The organism is Steroidobacter gossypii (assembly GCF_016801985.1).
GTDB lineage: Bacteria > Pseudomonadota > Gammaproteobacteria > Steroidobacterales > Steroidobacteraceae > Steroidobacter > Steroidobacter gossypii.
Genome location: NZ_JAEVLS010000002.1, coordinates 532,693 through 550,321 on the forward strand (window position 1 = coordinate 532,693; position 17,629 = coordinate 550,321).

Below are 17,629 nucleotides of genomic sequence, written 5' to 3' on the forward strand. Positions count from 1 at the left end.
CGAGCTTGGCTGGGCGCTGCCCTGTGGATCGCTCCATCCCCTGGATCCTGACAATACCCGCGCCGTTCTTCTTCGCATCGCTCCGGAGCATGAGCACGATCCCTTGCAGCCGGTGCCGCACCTGCCGGCACGTCTACTCAGGCCTTTGGAAACAGACTGTTCAGCTTCTCGATGGTGTCATCAAAGGCCCTTTCGATTGCCGCCTGATCATACGCGTCCGGGGTAGCGCGCACTCCTGCGTCTCTTGCGAGACGTGCGTGTTCAACCAGAGCGTCGCGCTGGGCGGCAAGGCGTGCATGTTCTCCGATGCGTGAGAGCGCACGGATCAGCTCGATGATCACTGCAGGGTGCTCGGCCGCCGCCTGTCTTATCTGGTTAAGCGCGGCGCCAAGAACGCCGGCGTAGTTGTTGGGCTTGCCGACCACTCGCACCACGCCGTTCTGGTCCCGATAGATAGGTAAAGCGATGTGCTTGCCGGCGAGCTGACAGAGTGCACCCCTGAGACGGTCGATAACGACCAGGCTGGTGTTCGCGTCATTGATGCCGGGGGACAACGCGCGCAGGGCGATGTCGACCAGGTGCCGGATCATGAACTCTAAGTCCTGGGTGGGTGTGCGGCGGCGGCCGATCAGGATCTGCTCGTCGATAGCGGTAGCTAGTTCCTGATTCAGAGCCTCGCGCGGATACACGCGTCCGAGCCAGCCGTCCTTGCACATGAATGCGCCTGCACGAAAGCCCAGCTGGATATGGACGTCGTGTCTAGAGGCGAGCGTCAACAGCTGCTCGTACTTCACGGCCTGGACATAACCTTCGTGACGAGAGCGCACGATCTCACTGCGGGCATCAAAGTCGCCGGGCAGAGTCGCTTGCTCTGAGGAGTCGGTGGCTGCTTCAAGCGGCGGAAGCTGCGTCACTATCCTGGTCAGCTCGTTGGCGACACAGCGAATGACTTCATCGGCCATGATGGACCGCGAGACAAAGTGGAGGAAGAAAAGCAGCACGAGGACGCAGGCAACCCCCAACAGCCAGGCTGCGCTCACAACAACGTGCGGCACCGCATCCGTGGTCATGTCTTTCTGCACCGACCGGAGGGCCACAAGGCAGTAGATGATCGTCATGGCAAGCAAGCCAAGGGTTAGCTTGGTGCGCAGGCTAGCCATGTACGTTCGAATCAATCGGGTCCCGAATTGATTGGCGGCCAGCGATAGCACCACGATGGTGATGGAGAAGACGACGCTGGACATGGTGATAATCGCTCCCACCAGCGTCGATAGGAGATTGCGAGCATCGTCGCCGCTGCCGCTGAAAAGATGCCACCGTCTCAAGACATCTTCGCTCCAATTCAGCCCGTCCAGTGCCAGTGCGCCGTTGAACAAGAGCAGCGCAGCTGCAGCCATGCCCAGTGGTATTGGCCACAGACCGGTTCTGAGCTTTTCCAACCAGACGCGAAGCCGGTCCATTTGCGTTGCAACCTCAGTGCCTGGTCCAACTCGGCCGGATTCAGATCGATGATCCGATTCTCATGATGCGTTTCGCCAGCAACGAGGCGCTGCCTGTCCAGGATGGTCCTGTGGCGTGTTCGTCATTGTGCCTTCCGGAGATGTGTACTGGTTGAGGGCTGTGTTGACTGAACCCGATACTGCCAAGGAGGTTCCAAGCAACGTGGCTTGCAGCTGGGCTGCCAGCAGCCGCTCGTGTGAAGGCATGCGCCGCGTGCGAGACATCGAAGTCACGAATGACGCGGCGGCGCCCCGAAAATGCATGAGCCAGTTCGGCGCAAGTACTGATCTTTCCGACCCCTGTGTACGGGTTCGCAGAGAACCGGCACAATGCTGCAGCCGCAGGCGCCCGGGGGAACTCGCTCCACAGTGCTTGTGGAATGCGCTTCAGGTGAGAAGCCATAACCGGGCCCCACTTGCACCGACGAGACGGGTCATTCTTACAGGGTTTTAGTAGTAGTATTGGGAATCAGCCTATGAGTGACATACCGGCGCCTGTCGAGAACATCCCTTCGTTGCCAGTCCCGCTGGAACGCGACGTTTTTCTGAGAACCCTGATTCGGGAGCTGGCCGGCACCCTTCAGGAGGTCGTCGGGCTGGAAGAGGCCGCCGGGTACATCAGCGTGGTGGGGCAACGAATCGGCGATCAGATCAACGAACAATACCGGGATGCTCTCGGCACAGCGGCTCTCGATAGCCACCAGGTTGCCCAGGTCCTCGTCGATTTGAAGCGGCGGATCCAGGGCGACTTTTATCTGATCGAGGTCACCGACGAGAAAATCGTTCTCGGCAATCGCCGGTGCCCATTCGCCGAGAAGGTGATCGGCCGTCCCGCCATGTGCATGATGACCTCCAATGTCTTTGGCGTCATCGCCGCCGAAAATCTTGGTCAGGCGAAGGTAGTACTCGAAGAGACCATCGCATCGGGCGCAGCGGGCTGCCGGGTGGTCGTCTATCTGAAGGAGACGCCGGAAGCCCGGGCGGCTGCCGGCCGCGAATACTTCAAGAGCTGAGCAGGCGATGTTCACGGAAGAGTTCGCGCGCTTTGCGAACCTCCTTTCCGAACCGATGCTGCTAGTCTCCAGTGGCGGACGCGTCTGGGCCGCGAATCAGGTCGCCGAGCACGAGTTCCTGGCTGGCAGGCACGCCGCTGGCGAGGACATGCTTGCCGATCTGGTGGAGAACGCGCCAGAGAAGGTCTTCAGTTACCTGAAGCTGTGTTCGCGCAGCAGCCATCCATTGCCGGGCTCGCTGACATTCCGGCACGCTGCCGCGATGATCGAATGCCGCTGCTCGGGCGTCTCGTTCCGAGCCCGCGATACGGACGGCAATCCACTGGTGCTGCTGCGGTTCGTATCCAAAGCCACATCGGTGAACAACTTCGTGGCGCTCAATCAGCGCATCGCACAGCTGTCGAACGAAGTGGCGCTGAGGCGGCAAGCACAGCGCGCCGCGCTCGAACAAGGTGAATTGCTGCGAGTGACGCTTGCCAGCATCGGTGACGCGGTCATTACGACCGATATCCGCGGCAACATCACGTTCATGAATCCCATCGCCGAGGCGCACACGCAGTGCCCGCTCGGACTAGCGTTGGGACGGCCTATCGAGGAGGTGTTCGTCATCCGCGATGAGGAGCACGGCAAGCCGGTCGACAACCCGGTAAGACGCGTCCTGCGTGAAGGTCGCATCGTCGCGCTGGCGAATCACACCGTGCTGGTTAGCAGGCTGGGCGAGATACTGCCCATCGAGGACACCGCAGCCCCCATCAAGGTGAGCAATGGCGAACTACTCGGCGTCGTGCTGGTGTTTCACGAAGTGGCCGCACGCCGCCGGCTGGAACGGGACCTGATCAGACAAGCGGAAGCCCTGCGGGAGGCTGATCGCCGCAAGGACGAATTCCTTGCGACCCTTGCGCATGAGCTTCGCAACCCACTGGCTGCCCTTTCGGCCGCATCACACCTATTGGCCAAGTCTTCACAGAAACCCCACCTGGCGGAACTTGCAAGAGACGCCCTACAGCGCCAGGTGGCGCACATGGCGCATTTGCTCGACGCGCTGCTTGACGTCGCGCGCATCACTCATGGACGAGTACATCTAACCAAGGAATACATTCCTCTGCAGACTTGCATCGACGCGGCGCTGGAAACGATCAAGCCATTGCTGGCGACCAGGCCCCATGAACTCTCGGTGGAATTGCCGCAAGTGTCGCCACGCGTGCATGCCGATCGCGTTCGCGTAACGCAGATCCTGGTCAACCTGCTCACCAATGCCATCAAGTACACCGATGCTGTCGGGCGAGTCCGATTGCGCGTCGAAACCGTCGGCAGTGAGGTTGTGATATCGGTGCAGGACACGGGCATCGGCATTCCACCGGAAGATCTGGATCGCGTTTTCGAGATGTTTTCTCAAACCCGACCTGCGATGCACCGATCGGACGGCGGGCTGGGCATCGGGCTGTCGCTGGTTCGAAGCCTCGTGCAAATGCACGGCGGAAGCGTGCGCGCGCACAGCGCCGGAATTGGCCAGGGCAGCGAATTCGTTGTGCGACTTCCGCTCGCCCTCGATCAAGCTGCGACGGCAGGCCCGGATCATCGAAACTCCGCTGAGCCCAAGCGGACAAGTGCCCGCCGCATCCTCATTGCGGACGACAATGAGGACGGGGCGATCACCTGGGCTGCCTTGCTGGAGCTCGTGGGGCATTCAGTGCGCGTCGCGCACAATGGGCGCAAGGCGTTGGAGATCGCCGAAACGTTCGCTCCAGAAGTCGCCATGATCGATATCGGCATGCCTGAGATGAACGGTATTGAAGTGGCGCGGGCACTGCGCAGCAATGCCAGTGGCAGACGGATGGTACTGATAGCCGTGTCCGGATGGGGTCAACCGCAGGACAAGCAGCTCGCACTGGATGCGGGGTTCGACTTTCATTTGACTAAGCCGGTCGAGCTCGAGGCCATAGAGGCTCTTCTCGCTTCGATGCCACAGCCGGGCAGCTTCGACGGCTGATCGAGCCTCGCCACTGGCCGGCCTGACGCCGGCGGTAGTCGGCCTCATCGCGGGAACTACAGTCGCGCTATCGGTCCCGAGCGTCAAGGATGTGTATGGGGCTGCGGTGTTCATCATCGCGCTGGCATTGTTGTGCTATTCGAGGCACAAACTTATCGTGCCGCTAGCCGCGGCTGGGGCCGCGCCAGCGGCGCGATTGCGAAACCGCTGAGGTCCTCGAACTGGAGTGAATGCATGACCGACCTTACCCGCCGAGAAGTCCTTCAAACAGCCGCGCTTGGAGTCGCTGTGCTTGCCACTACCGATGCTGTAGCTCAACAGAGTTCGGGGGCTGCGGGGCCTGCGTGGTCGCGCACGATCGAGCCGAAGCCTCTGCCGTTCAATGCCAGGAATCTCAACGGTCTGTCGGAGAAGCTGGTCGTCTCTCACTGGGAGAACAACTATGGAGGTGCCGTCAAGGCGCTGAATATCGTCCGGCAGAGGCTGCGCGCGCAGCTGGCGTCTCAAGATCCGCCCTACATCTATAACGATCTGAAGCGGGAACACCTCATCCGCACGGGCTCGGTCGTATTGCATGAGCTGTATTTCGGCAATCTGGGCGGCGATGGCAAGGCGCCCGCACAGCTCAGATCGGCGATCGCCAGATCGTTCGGAACGTTCGATGCCTGGGAGAGTGAGTTTCGCAAGATCGGGCAGGGGCTCGGCGGCGGTTCGGGCTGGGTTGTCCTGGGCTACAACGAGCACTTGCAACTGCTCGAGAACTATTGGATGGCTGACCATGCACACAATCCACCACACACACGGCCGGTGTTGGTGATGGACATGTATGAGCATGCCTATCACATGGATTTCGGCGCGGCGGCAGCCAAGTACATCGATGCGTTCTTTGCCAATGTAAATTGGGACGAGGTGGCGAAACGCGTCACAGTGTGAGCGTTGACCTTGGGGCTGAGATCAGGATTAGCCCCCTTGCCATGGATCCGGGTAAGGCAACTCCGGTGGGTCGACCGGCAGAAATGATCGTGTAAATCTCTCGGACTGGGTACGTGTCACTCGGCCATGGGTTGAGACAACCCCGGCGAGCCCATGACTGAGCGAGCGAGGGGCACGCACTGGTCTAGCCAATCACATCAAGGCATCGAGCACGCAACGCCGGCGCTCAAAAAAGTCAAAAGTGCGCGGCGTCCGGCCAAGCGTATTCCTTGCCACGGCTCCACCTTTGCGCGTGAGCGAAGAATAAAATCGGGGAGCTGTCATGAGAGTTCAGTTTCGCGGTGGCCGCGGCGTGTTCGTCAGCCTCGGCGCGATCGGGCAATCTTTGCTCGCGGTCACGGCCTACGGGCAATCCAGCTACGACGGACACGCGCGGATTTTCCGCTGCGCTTGGGGAGAAAAAGACGCGCTGAGCGCGGGACGAGGATCCGTGGCGCTGCAGTGCCGACCCATGCTATGGCGTATCAGCGCGACGCTGCGTGGAATGAGATCACTCCGAAAGTTCGCTCCTCGCGAACAGTAGGGATCTGAACCCTTCGCGGGATAACCGGGCGCGCGCACCGACGTTGTCGCAGATTTCCGCGATACACAGATCGTGGATCTCGTCGCGACGGGTTCACCTCAGAGGCTCGAGAGCTTGAATGTGACTTATAAGGGGGGCAGCTCGCCTTCGTCTCGGTCACACTAGCGAAGCGCTGGCTGCTGCCAGCTTCGTATCGTTTGCGAACTTCAGTAGATGTGATGTTTCCATTCCACGTAGTCGACGCCGCTCATCAGCGCATGGCTGGTTGACACGGGCAGCTCGATGATACCGACCTGTCGCAACACCTCGGACTTGCGTCGTTAGCGAGCGGCACGCTGGAATAGAGTCAGCGCTCCCTGAATCAGTTTGCGCATGGCTTCGGCAGCTGCATCAGCGTCACCCGCCAATATAAGCTTGGCAACTTTCTCGTGAGCGCGGGCGCTCGCGATCTTGACTCCTTTGAGCTGGTTGGTGCGATGGATGCTGACCTGCAGAGCCGTGGCGACCATTTCGCGCAACTGCCGATAGAAGCGGTTGTTGCTTGCCTGGAGAACTGCCACGTGAAACGCAATATCGGAAGCGAGTGCATCGTCGTCGCCGCGCTCGGCTGCATACATCCTGGCGATGGCTTGCCGTATCGCGGCCTTATCGGCCTCCGACGCCGCAACGGCCGCCAGCGCGGCGGCTCCCGGTTCGACCGTCAGGCGGACCTGTGTGAACTCGATCAGCAATGGCAGCGAAAATCTTCGCGCGAGCGTCCAGTGCAACACATCCGGATCGAGCAGGTTCCAGTTGTCCTCGGGTGCAATACTGATACCGTGCCGGGGGCGTGAAGTGATGAGCCCCTTGGCAGCCAGTACTTTCACGGCTTCGCGCAAAATGGTGCGCGCCGCTCCGTACGTTTCGCACAACTCGCTTTCGGTGGGCAGAGAGGTATGCCCGAACCGGCCCGTGACGATGCCGACCCCAAGGTCCTGAACGATGGCTTGGGTGAGTCCGCCAAGCACCGAACGTCGCATCGTTGGCATTGCATGTGGGCTGTCTTGATTTCGTGCTGGGGAATTCCGGCGGGCTGCGGGCATCAACATGCACCATCGATCGCTCTGAATTGCACACATTTATAGGCATGATCAGGCGTTTGCAAGCGCTTTCATGCGGGGCGCGCGGCGTTTTCAACGTGCGGCAAACTTTCGCAAGTAATCCTGGTGCGAGTGCAGCTGGCTGACAGAGTGCTCGAGGGAATGCTCCACATCCTGGAGCAGCTTGGAAACCTTCTTGTTGAAATCGGACGCGACCACGGCCGCGCTGTAGTCGCGCGGAAATATCCCATGCTTGAGATAGGATTCGATTTAACTGTGATCGATTTGCATCGGCTCCCTCCTGCACCGTCTCGCGGCGCAGGAGGGTCTTTGGCGCTTAGAAAGTGGCTCGAAGCCCAAGCTGATAGCGCACGCCCGACATTTCCACCAAGCTGACGCGATCTCGCTGGCCCAGGTACATCAGGCGAGTTTCGTTGGTCAGGTTGATGGCCTCCAAAGCAGCCGTCAGGTTGTCGGTCACGTCGTAAGACATACTCAAATCCAGCTGACCGAAATCCTCGGTGTACTCCGGCTGCAGGCCGTCGCCGGTGCGGCTGCTCATGAAGTTGTCGCGCCAGTTATATGCCAGACGCGCCTGGAATTTGCCTTTGTCATAGAACCCAACGACGTTATAGGAGTGCTCGGCAAAGCCTTCCAGACTCGATCCGGGCTCTGGAACCCCGGGTTGGTTGATCGGGGCGGCGTCCTTATCTTCGCTATCGGCAAAGGTGTAGTTCGCCTGCACACCGAAACCATTCCAGAACCCCGGAAGATAACTGAAGTAGTGAAGCGCACCCAGCTCGACGCCCTGGACCACACCGCCCGGGCGATTTTCTTTGCGCGTCGAAACGAAGTTGACGACCTGGCCATTGGCCGCGTAAGCGGCGGCGAGCGCCGGCTCGATCGGACCGTCCCAGGGGCCGACGGTGTTGATGGTCGAGATGAATTTGCTGATGTCTTTGTAGAAGTAGCTGATCGAGTAGGCGCTGTCTTGTTGAGAATAGAATTCATAAGACAGGTCGAACTGGCTGACCTCATAGGATTCCAGATAGGGATTGCCTCCAGTGATGGCCACCGTGGGGGCATTCACTCCGCCTGACTCCTGCAGGTTTACGCCTTGGTCGCCCAACGCCGGGCGCGTAATGGTTTTGGCGGCGGCGCTGCGCAGGTAGTGGCCGCCACCAAGATCCAGCCTCAGGTTGAAGCTCGGTAGAAAATGATCTTCGTCGGTTTCGACTTCCAGGACCTTGGGAGAAGTCGTGGCAGTGTTGACCACGTGATCCGGCAAGTTCGACGCCTGCGGATCGAGCCTTAGCAGATCGATGGTGGAGGCCGTACCGATGCTGGTGTTGGTGATGGAGACGTAGCGAACACCGACGTTGCCGGCCCAGCCGACACGACCGATGTCGCCTCGCAGGTTGAATTGCGTATAGAGCGAGAGGGTGTCTTCGTCGTTCTCGTAGGTACCTCCCGGGCCGGGGTAGACCGTATCCCAACCTGCGTTGACGACGTCGGCACGCCATGCTTGTGTGGGGTCGCTGGCCACCAACTGCTCCAGGTAGGCTTGGGTTGCCGCGCGATACGCTTTGATGTCCCGGATTTGCACCCACTGACGCGGGAAGTTGCCGCTGATGCCTCGCATGAAGTTGCTGTCACTCAGCTCCAGCACGCCGCTCGGCAACACACCGATGTTCGGGTCGGTTCCCCAGGTGCTGCCGTCGCCGATCCACATGCCGGCGCCGTTCCAGGTTTGGCCGCCGCTGGCAGCATCGAACTCGGTACCAAAATCCGCGAAACCGATGGTGCGTTGTTCGTAAGCGACGCCGACCTTCACGGAGCTGAGGATCCCGGCATCGACTTCATACAACGCGTCCAGCTTCAGCTCGCTGACCTCATCCTCGACCTCTTCGGCCGCATGACGCTGCCACGCGGCGCGTACTTTGGAGATATCTGTCACATCCAGGCCACCTGTGGTGGTCATGGAGGGGATGTCCGTGCTGTAGTCCAGACTGATCTCGCCCGGGTCGATGCCGCCGGCGTCATTGAACAGTGTGTAGTGCAGGGCCGTCGAATCGTCGCCCTCGAAATCTCTTTCCGCTTTGGAGTAGGAGGCATCGAACGCGAGCGTGAGAGCGCCTCGAGTCCAGAGGCTATTCAGGCCAAACGCATCGGTGGTGGACTTTTCATCACCATAGACCACGTTCATTTCCACGTCGGTGTTGGCAATGGTCGATTGGAGAATCGTGCCGGAGTCGCTGACCACGGCTCGGGTGTAGCGGGACAGTACCTGGTTTGGAACCTGCAAGCCCGAGCCCAGGAAGTCACGGTCCAACCGGGTGTGGAACAGATCCACGGTGGTGACGAAGTGATCGCTTGGCGCCCACTGGAATACTGCCACGGCACCAGCTCGCTCGCGCCTCTCATCGACCATGTTGTAGCGCGTTCGACCGGGGCCGCGGCTGCCCTCCAAAGTAGTCGGCTGACCGTCCTCGCCCAGGGTCTGATCTCCCATGGGTAGTCCGTAACCGGTACCGTTGGGCGCGTACTCGTTCCAGATGCTGCCGCGGTAGCTGTCGATTCGTCCTTCGGATTCTTTATAGGTGACACCCAAAAGCACGCCGACCGTGTTGCCGGCGAAGGTATTGCTGAGGAGGCCGCTCATCTCGGGATTCACGTCTTGAGCCAGGTCGTGATAATTGCCGTTCACTGCGGCTACGGCATTGAAGCCGGGGTCGTCCAATGGACGCGGCGTTCTGATATTGACGTACGCGCCAATGCTGCCTGCCGCCAGGTCCGCGGTAGGCGATTTGATAACATCGGCGCCGCCGATCAACTCGGAGGGCAGCACTTGGAAATCGAAGCTGCGCTGTCCAGTGGTGGTCGCCAGTGAGCGGCTGTTGAGCTTCACCATGTTGAACTGGGGACCGAAGCTGCGCACGCTCACCTGCGAACCCTCGCCGTTCACGCGAGAGATGGAAACGCCGGTAATGCGCTGCAGAGACTCCGCCACGTTCTGGTCGGGGAACTTGCCGATATCTTCCGCAACTATGCTGTCCTGAATCACGTCAGCATCGCGTTTCAAGTCCACCGCCTCGTTCAGGCTGGCGCGAATGCCTGTCACCACGACTTCTTCTAGAGAATCGGATTTCTCGGCCGCCAGCACCGAAACGCTGGTGACGAGTAGTGCTGGCGCGGCCAATGCAGCGGCGCGGCGGAACAGGGACAATCCGACCCAGTTATCCGACTCTACTTCTCTAGTGAGCATAGTCTCCCCTTGTTGACGTTCATCCGTTATGTACGACTCACTGATTTATTTTATTTTTTGGAAGCTATAACAACGACGGAACGACGAAGCCCGCCGCGACGAGTGGTCTGATCATCGCCAGCGATTTCTGCGGGCTGCTGCTGAAGCCGTGCATGAACTCGCGGATTGGAAACAAACCGTGGCGATTGGTGCGTTGTTGACCGGATCTCCGCCAGGAGTCGCGGTGGCGGGGCAAAAAGTTACATCTTTCCATGATCTTGACCCCCCGTAGTGGTTGTCGCACGCATGCGGATGCAGCGGGTGCCGTTTCCCTGGTCCTCGTCGTAAATAATATAAATAGTGGTTAACGTCAATCGGGATCGGGGTCACCGGCGCGTCGCGCGGAATTTCCTACGCTATGGCTGGTGCGACAATTGTATTACTTATCGAGATCCGCTACGGTGTGTCTCATATCGGCGAGCCGGGCGCGCGATCGACGGCTCGAAAGCATCGGGGGGAACCGTATGCGCCAGTATTCACGGATGGTCTCGCGTCAATCGCTGGAGGGCGCGGCGAATGCCGCGGCCGACTATCCGATATCACTGACTTCGAGAACCGCGGCACCGCCTTTTCCTTTCACGGCAAGCAGCGCGATCCATCTGAATTACCTGCACACGCGGCGCGAAGTGGCCGCGAGTGGACCGTTGAACGAATTCGAATGGTGACTCACTTCATCGAGCGGAATGGCAAGCTCGGAGGGAGGTGAAACGAACGCACTCGAAAATCAATGACGCGCACCAGGCGACTTGGCGCACGACCCGCCAGGTTGCAGTGCGCTTCGTCGAGATACCGGCGGCGATCGAATGCGATCGCGTGCATTCATGCGGACAATCCATCACCGAGGGAACGTAGTCATGGAACAAATCAGGAAACATCTCATCCATCGAAGGCGGCACGTGGCTCTCTTGTCCACCCTTGTCGCCGTGAGCGCGGCACTCTGGGGTACAGTGGCGAGCGCGCAAGCCGTGACGATTCAGGAAAACACTGCGGGCTTCTGCAGCGTGCAGGGCTCGGTCGACAGCAATCACAGCGGCTTCACCGGCAGCGGGTTCGCCAACGCCGATAATGCCGTCGGCGCGGGCGTCGACTGGAGCGTCAACGTGTCAGCGAGCGGCGTCTATCAGTTGCAATGGCGCTATGCCAACAGCGCAAGCGACCGGCCGGGCAGCGTGAGAATCAACGGCGTCAATGCAACTACGGTGGGATTTCCATCGACAGGTGCGTGGAACAGCTGGACGGTCGTCAATACGACGGTCAACCTCAACGCGGGTGGGAACAGGATCCGACTGGAGGCAACCACCAGCGCCGGCTTGGCGAATGTCGACTCGCTGACTGTTACCGGAGGCGGTACGGTGCAGGCCGATTCCTGTGGCAGCGGAGGAGTTTTCAGGCCCAGCTACATCTTGGGCGCCGATATCAGCTGGACTCACGAGCAGGAGTCCATCGGCCGGCGCTACAGCGACAACGGGCAGTTCAAGTCCATCGAGCGGATCCTGGTCGACCACGGCTTCAACTACATTCGGATCCGCACCTTCGTCTGTCCGCAATGCCCTGGCGGTTACCTGGACAATCTCTATTCCGGTGCGGGCCCCACTGAGAACTGGAACGACACCGCCCATACGATCAGCCTGGCCAGGCGAGTGAAGACCTGCGGCATGGGTGTCTTCCTCAGTTTTCACCTGAGCGATACCTGGGCATCCATCGGTCACCAGTATCGGCCGTCTCAGTGGCAGGGGATGAGCGATTCGCAGATACGCACCGCCTCATACAATTACAGCAAGGGCGTGCTCGACCAGATGGTGGCGGCGGGTGTGAAGCCGGACATGGTCCAATGCGGCAACGAGAACAACACTCACATCTCGGGCTATTCTTATAACAACTGGGCGGGATTCTCCGGTGTGATGAACTCCTGTCTCAGAGCGGTGCGGGACACCGACCCCAACATCATCACGGTGGTGCATCATGGTCGGCCGCGCCCCGACGGTGATTTTCCCAACTGGCTGAACAGGATGTTTGCCAGCAACCCGCCAATCGACGCGGACGTCGTCTGCGGCTCGACCTATGGAACCACCAACAACGGCGCGGACTGGCGGGATATGTTCACCTCCGTCATCACGAACTGGCGTAAACCCGTGATGAGTTGCGAATACACCAACGTTCGTCGGGATCTGGTCAACAGCACCATCCGGAACATGCCGAACAACATGGGTTGGGGCACATTCATCTGGGAGCCGACGGCGTGGGGCGACACCAAGCCGTTCAACTTCAGCAACAACGTGTACTCCACGAACGCGGACATGGACCAGTACGCACGCATTGCTCGGGAAGCCGGCCTGCCCGTGCCTTCCAAACCTGCATCGCAACTTGCAGGCACTACGTGTCAATAACCAGCGCCTGACGCAGTCGAGCCCGCACACGCGGGCTCGACCTTCACTTTCTTGGCCAGGCAAGGAGGTCCCATGAAGCCATTCAAAACGATGGGTGCGACGTTTGCCGCAGTCCTGCTACTCGGCATTTCGTTCAGCGCTCGAGCTCAGTACGTGACGATTCAGGAGAACACGCTGGGCTTTTGCCGTGTGGAAGGGAGCGTCGACAGCAACCACGGCGGGTTCACCGGCGCCGGGTTTGCCAACGCCAATAATGCTAGCGGCGCGGGTGTCGATTGGAGTATCAATGCGCCGGCCAGCGGCGTCTATCAATTGGAATGGCGCTTTGCCAACGGTGCGAGTGATCGACCCGGCACCTTGAAGATCAACGGCGCGAATGTGACCACGGTGGGATTTCCGTCGACGGGCGCGTGGAACAGTTGGACGACCGTGAATACGATGCTCAGCCTGAGCGCGGGGCGAAACAGCATCCGCCTGGAGGCGACGACCAGTGCAGGGCTGGCGAATATCGACTGGTTGGCTATCACGGGCGCCAGCGCCCCGCAGGCGGCCGATTGTGGTACTGCCGGCACCGACGGCGACTATTACGTGGCGCCCGGCGGCAGCAACTCGAACCCCGGCACCATCGACAGGCCATTTGCATCTTTGCAGAAAGCCATCGACGTCGCTCAACCGGGCGACCTGGTGTATGTTCGCGGTGGCGTCTACAACATCACCAATCCGGCGATACCCTCGGCCGGCATCAATTTCTGGAAGAGCGGCAGCTCGGATGGCAACCGGATCCGATATTTCGCCTACCCGGGCGAGCGTCCGGTGCTGGATTTTTCGAATCTTCGCATCCAGCCGGATCCCGAGTACACCTTCGGCGTCCTCGTCAGCGGCTCATACCTGCATCTGAAGGGCTTCGAGATCCGCAATGTCCCGATGAACACGCGTTCGAACACGGGCGTGAGAGTGGGCGGCGACGCTTATCGCAACATCTTCGAGTTGCTGGACATCCATCATATCCAGGGTACCGGCATGTTCATTCATACCACCCGCGGCGGACACCTGATCCTCAATTCCGATTCACATGACAACTACGATCCGCGTTCTCACCAGGGAGATGGCCAGAACGGCGATGGATTTGGCGTGCACTACCAGACGGCGGGAGATGTCACTGTTTTCCGTGGTTGCCGCGCCTGGTGGAATTCGGATGATGGCTGGGATTTCATTTCACAGGAAGTGCCGGTCATCGTGGAGAACAGCTGGGCCATGGGCAGCGGTTACATCAACTCTGGTACCGCGCGTGCGCAGGACGGCAACGGCGCCGGCTTCAAGATCGGCAGCAGCAAGACAGGCATTCGTCACGTGGTTCGCAACAATCTGGCGTGGGGGAACCGCAGCCAGGGCTTTTATGCCAATCATTCCGCGGGCGGCAACGATTGGTTCAACAACACGTCCTATAACAACGGTGTTCAGTACGACCTGCTCGCCAGCAGTTGGGATGCCAACGGCAATCGGACCGACGGCGTGATTCTGACGGGCGACAAAGTCCACCGCATGAGGAACAACATCGGCTATCCGAACAGCAACAGGAACATGCAGGGAGTGCAATCTTCCTTCAACACCTGGGACCTCGGACTAGCGCCTGCGAGCAGCGATTTCGAGAGTCTCTCCGATTCGGGCTTCATGGGGCCGCGCAATACCGACGGCAGCCTGCCCAATCTGAACTTCCTGAAGCTGCGAGCCGGCAGCCGGATGATCGATCGAGGCACGAACGTGGGGCTCCCATACTCGGGCGCCGCTCCCGATTTGGGTGCGTACGAACGATGAGCTGCTGAGAGCAAACGGTCCGGGGTTCTAACCACCCCGGCGCATCCTGGTGTGATCGTTCGGGGGGCTAATGTTCAACGTCAGATGGATCTCACCGCGCCTGATGCTCGGCTGCGCAGCGATCCTGTGCATTTCGCTTGCTGGCCCGGTGCAGGCGGCGTCGCTGCTGGAGGTCGACGCCAGTCGGCCCGGGCCAGCCGTGCAAACCGGCCACCTGAAGATGGGGACGGCAGTCTCACCTCGCGGCGAAACGCTCGAAGTCAACAGCCGATATCTCACTCGCAACGGAAAACCCTGGTTTCCTGTCATGGGCGAATTCCACTACACGCGCTATCCACGGGCGTATTGGGAGGAGGAATTGCGGAAGATCAAGGCAGCCGGCGTTCAGATCGTGGCCTCGTATGTTTTCTGGAACCATCATGAAGAGCGCGCCGGCGAATTCAATTGGAACGACGACCGGGATTTGCGCGCGTTCGTCGATCTTTGCGGCAGGCTCGATCTCTATGTAGTCGTGAGGCTTGGGCCGTGGGCTCACGGCGAAGCGCGATATGGCGGGACCCCCGACTGGGTGGTGACGATGATGCCCACGAGGCGCAACGACTCCGCTTATCTGCAATACACCGAGCGCTTCTGGAGGCAAGTCGGCCACCAACTGCAAGGCCGTTTGTGGAAAGACGGCGGACCGATCATTGGTGTGCAACTGGAGAACGAGTACAACCTGGCGGGCGAGGGACGGGGCCCCGAGCACATTTCGACCCTGAAAAAACTGGCTTTGGAGATCGGCTTCGACGTGCCTTACTACAATGTGACGGGATGGGATGGCGCGCTCTATCCGGTGGGCGAAGTGCTGCCGGTCTTTGCCGGCTATCCCGACGATCCCTGGGATCGCAGTGCAAGCATGTTGCCGCCGAAGGAAGTGTACGCTTTTCGCTTCGACAGCAGAGTTGCCGGCAACGTGGGCACCTTGACGGCGGCGGCCGGGCAGGGCAGCTGGGTACTCGATGCGGATAAGACTCCGTTTCTCGGGGCGGAGTTCGGTGGCGGCGTTCCAGCGATGTATCGGCGCCGCCCCCACATCACCGCGGATGACATCGGCGCGATGTTGCCCGTGCAGTTGGGTTCCGGCGTGAATCTCTATGGCTATTATATGTTTCACGGCGGAAGTAACCCGCAGGGCCATACGACGCTGGAAGAAAGCACGCTGATCGGTGGTTACAACGACACGCCGATCATCAGCTACGATTTCCAGGCCCCCATTGGCCAATACGGTACGCAGCACGAGTCGCTGGGGCGAATTCGCCGTGTGCATCATTTCCTGGACGCATTCGGGTCGTCGCTCGCTCCCATGCATGTGCATGCCCCAGCCAGACTGCCGGCATCGCCATCGGATCTCGGCACGCTGCGCTTCTCCGTGCGTGGCCAAGGCGACCGTGGCTTCTTGTTCGCGAGCAACTACGTTCGGCAATATCCGATGCCAGCTCGCGAAGACGTGCAATTCTCCGTCAAGCTGCCGAGCGGCGAGCTGGTGTTTCCACAGCAGCCGATCGACATTCCTTCCGGCGCCTATTTCATTTGGCCCATCAACCTGTCGCTCTCTGGCGTTAACTTGCGCTATGCCACTGCTCAGCCGGTCACTCGTCTGGACGATCAGGGGACGCCGCTGTACGTCTTCTTCGCGCAGCCGGGCATCCCAGTAGAGTTCGCTTTCGACCAGGCGACCGTGCGCAAGGTCAGCGGTGGATCGGCAAAGCGGACAGCCCTGGCGAACAAGGGAGTCGTTGTCGCTGCTGGGATCAAGCCGAGCACCGCTGAGGCGCTGCGCGTGGTGGACGCCGCGGGGAACACCATCCGGATCATGGTGTTGAGCGAGGAACAATCACGCCAATTCTGGGTGACTGACCTGGGAGGCCGTCGGCGGGGCATTCTCACCTCGGGACAGCTACTGAGCTCCGACTCGGGGCTGATCGTGCGCAATCTGGAGGAGCCGACATTCCGAATCGGAGTGCTTCCGGCGCTGGACCCGTTGCCCAGCGGCAATCTGGCGTTGCGCAGGGAACGCAACGATGGATTGTTTCAGACATTCGAGGCGCGCACCGCGGCGAGGCAAGTCGCAGTGACGGTCCAGAAAATCCGTGCCGCCGATGCAGCACCCAAGATCATGGTGGGAGGTACTGCCAACGCTGCGCTTCAGCCAGCTCCCGAGCAGTTCGGCCGTTCGGCGGCCTGGACCGTCACCGTCGCGCCGAACGCCCTTGAGGCCGTGAGCGATGCCTATCTGGATATCGACTATCAAGGCGACGTCGGGCGGCTGTTCGCCGGCACCACGTTGATCGACGACAACTACTACAATGGCATCACATGGCGCGTCGGCCTGAAACGATTCCACGAGGAAATTCGCAAGCCGTTGACGCTCACCGTGTTGCCGCTGCGGGACGATGCTCCGATCTATATCGAGCATCGCGCGCGCTCGTCCTCCGCCTTAGACGGTCAACTTGCGGAAGTGGTCCGTGCGCGAGTGGTGCCTGAATACGAGTTGCGATTGGATGTGCCTGGCGCGCACTGACCGGTGTGGCGCGCACTTCGAAGCTGGCTCGCTCGCGAATGGAGGCATCGATCATGTCGGCCGTCGACCTGATCAAACAAACCATGAAGGCAAAGAGCGCTGCGTCTGCCGCGCGAGCCAAGGGGGGATCTCCGCCTGCCCGATGGGACTTCCGGCCGTTCTTCGAGAGCGGCGCCGCGGCGGGCAGCAGCGCGCTCACCATCCAGATCGGGAGCACGCTGTCGTTCAACATCATCATGGGCGCTGATTACATCCAGCACGTCGAGCGTTTGCGCCGCGCACCTGAGTGGCCCGGTCCCCAGAGGTCGTGGTGAGCGACCTTCAAGATATATTCAATCTGGTGAGAATCCGGTTCGGCTCCATGCAATTTGAATGCAACTGACCTCCCTCCAGAGTCAGCGCGCTGCCGTAGTGCGACATACTGCGCACTTGAGTTCATTACAGCTCACTAGCATCGATTTCC

The 17,629-nt window shown here is 60.2% G+C and carries 12 protein-coding genes; 9 read left to right on the forward strand and 3 right to left on the reverse strand.

Going from position 1 to position 17,629, the window contains the following annotated elements:
* Positions 1–137: 137 nt before the first annotated feature.
* A complete protein-coding gene (locus JM946_RS09560) occupies positions 138–1,460 on the reverse strand; it encodes a DUF2254 domain-containing protein (RefSeq protein WP_203167065.1) in 1,323 nt (440 codons plus the stop codon).
* 515 nt (positions 1,461–1,975) lie between these two features.
* Here JM946_RS09560 and JM946_RS09565 point away from each other — a divergent pair.
* The 4 genes from JM946_RS09565 (at position 1,976) to JM946_RS29975 (ending at position 6,018) form a co-directional block, all read left to right on the forward strand.
* Positions 1,976–2,512: a methanogen output domain 1-containing protein gene (locus JM946_RS09565; protein WP_203167066.1), complete on the forward strand. Its 537-nt coding sequence runs from the start codon at positions 1,976–1,978 to the stop codon at positions 2,510–2,512.
* Positions 2,513–2,870: 358 nt separating this feature from the next.
* The gene (locus tag JM946_RS09570; RefSeq protein WP_218042727.1) at positions 2,871–4,502 is read left to right on the forward strand and encodes a hybrid sensor histidine kinase/response regulator; all 1,632 of its coding nucleotides are present in this window, start codon (positions 2,871–2,873) and stop codon (positions 4,500–4,502) included.
* A 234-nt stretch (positions 4,503–4,736) separates the two neighbouring features.
* Complete coding sequence (locus tag JM946_RS09575; RefSeq protein WP_203167068.1) at positions 4,737–5,435, forward strand: superoxide dismutase; 699 nt, start codon at positions 4,737–4,739, stop codon at positions 5,433–5,435.
* Positions 5,436–5,757: 322 nt separating this feature from the next.
* Complete coding sequence (locus JM946_RS29975; protein WP_218042729.1) at positions 5,758–6,018, forward strand: hypothetical protein; 261 nt, start codon at positions 5,758–5,760, stop codon at positions 6,016–6,018.
* 320 nt (positions 6,019–6,338) lie between these two features.
* On the opposite strand, the gene JM946_RS09580 is transcribed toward JM946_RS29975, so the two are convergent.
* Complete coding sequence (locus tag JM946_RS09580) at positions 6,339–7,037, reverse strand: FadR/GntR family transcriptional regulator (protein ID WP_203167069.1); 699 nt, start codon at positions 7,035–7,037, stop codon at positions 6,339–6,341.
* 397 nt (positions 7,038–7,434) lie between these two features.
* A complete protein-coding gene (locus tag JM946_RS09585) occupies positions 7,435–10,362 on the reverse strand; it encodes a TonB-dependent receptor (RefSeq protein ID WP_203167070.1) in 2,928 nt (975 codons plus the stop codon).
* Positions 10,363–10,865: 503 nt separating this feature from the next.
* On the opposite strand from JM946_RS09585, the gene JM946_RS29980 reads away from it, so the two are divergent.
* From JM946_RS29980 to JM946_RS09605, 5 genes are all read left to right on the forward strand, one after another.
* Positions 10,866–11,066: a hypothetical protein gene (locus tag JM946_RS29980; RefSeq protein WP_218042731.1), complete on the forward strand. Its 201-nt coding sequence runs from the start codon at positions 10,866–10,868 to the stop codon at positions 11,064–11,066.
* A gap of 258 nt (positions 11,067–11,324) precedes the next feature.
* Complete coding sequence (locus tag JM946_RS09590; RefSeq protein ID WP_218042732.1) at positions 11,325–12,788, forward strand: glycosyl hydrolase 53 family protein; 1,464 nt, start codon at positions 11,325–11,327, stop codon at positions 12,786–12,788.
* A gap of 72 nt (positions 12,789–12,860) precedes the next feature.
* Positions 12,861–14,603 carry a right-handed parallel beta-helix repeat-containing protein gene (locus tag JM946_RS09595; protein ID WP_203167072.1) on the forward strand — a complete coding sequence of 581 codons (1,743 nt, stop codon included), beginning with the start codon at positions 12,861–12,863 and terminating at the stop codon, positions 14,601–14,603.
* A 70-nt stretch (positions 14,604–14,673) separates the two neighbouring features.
* Complete coding sequence (locus JM946_RS09600) at positions 14,674–17,166, forward strand: beta-galactosidase (RefSeq protein ID WP_203167073.1); 2,493 nt, start codon at positions 14,674–14,676, stop codon at positions 17,164–17,166.
* Between the two features lie 53 nt (positions 17,167–17,219).
* Positions 17,220–17,480, forward strand: a complete 261-nt coding sequence (locus JM946_RS09605) for a hypothetical protein (RefSeq protein ID WP_203167074.1) — start codon at positions 17,220–17,222, stop codon at positions 17,478–17,480.
* The last annotated feature ends 149 nt before the right edge of the window (positions 17,481–17,629 follow it).

Coding starts and splice junctions, on each gene's coding strand:
- JM946_RS09605 (WP_203167074.1), top strand. CDS start 17,220: ATGTCGGCCGTCGACCTGATCAAACAAACCATGAAGGCAAAGAGCGCT.
- JM946_RS29975 (WP_218042729.1), top strand. CDS start 5,758: ATGAGAGTTCAGTTTCGCGGTGGCCGCGGCGTGTTCGTCAGCCTCGGC.
- JM946_RS09580 (WP_203167069.1), bottom strand. CDS start 7,037: ATGCGACGTTCGGTGCTTGGCGGACTCACCCAAGCCATCGTTCAGGAC.
- JM946_RS09575 (WP_203167068.1), top strand. CDS start 4,737: ATGACCGACCTTACCCGCCGAGAAGTCCTTCAAACAGCCGCGCTTGGA.
- JM946_RS29980 (WP_218042731.1), top strand. CDS start 10,866: ATGCGCCAGTATTCACGGATGGTCTCGCGTCAATCGCTGGAGGGCGCG.
- JM946_RS09600 (WP_203167073.1), top strand. CDS start 14,674: ATGTTCAACGTCAGATGGATCTCACCGCGCCTGATGCTCGGCTGCGCA.
- JM946_RS09595 (WP_203167072.1), top strand. CDS start 12,861: ATGAAGCCATTCAAAACGATGGGTGCGACGTTTGCCGCAGTCCTGCTA.
- JM946_RS09565 (WP_203167066.1), top strand. CDS start 1,976: ATGAGTGACATACCGGCGCCTGTCGAGAACATCCCTTCGTTGCCAGTC.
- JM946_RS09560 (WP_203167065.1), bottom strand. CDS start 1,460: ATGGACCGGCTTCGCGTCTGGTTGGAAAAGCTCAGAACCGGTCTGTGG.
- JM946_RS09585 (WP_203167070.1), bottom strand. CDS start 10,362: ATGCTCACTAGAGAAGTAGAGTCGGATAACTGGGTCGGATTGTCCCTG.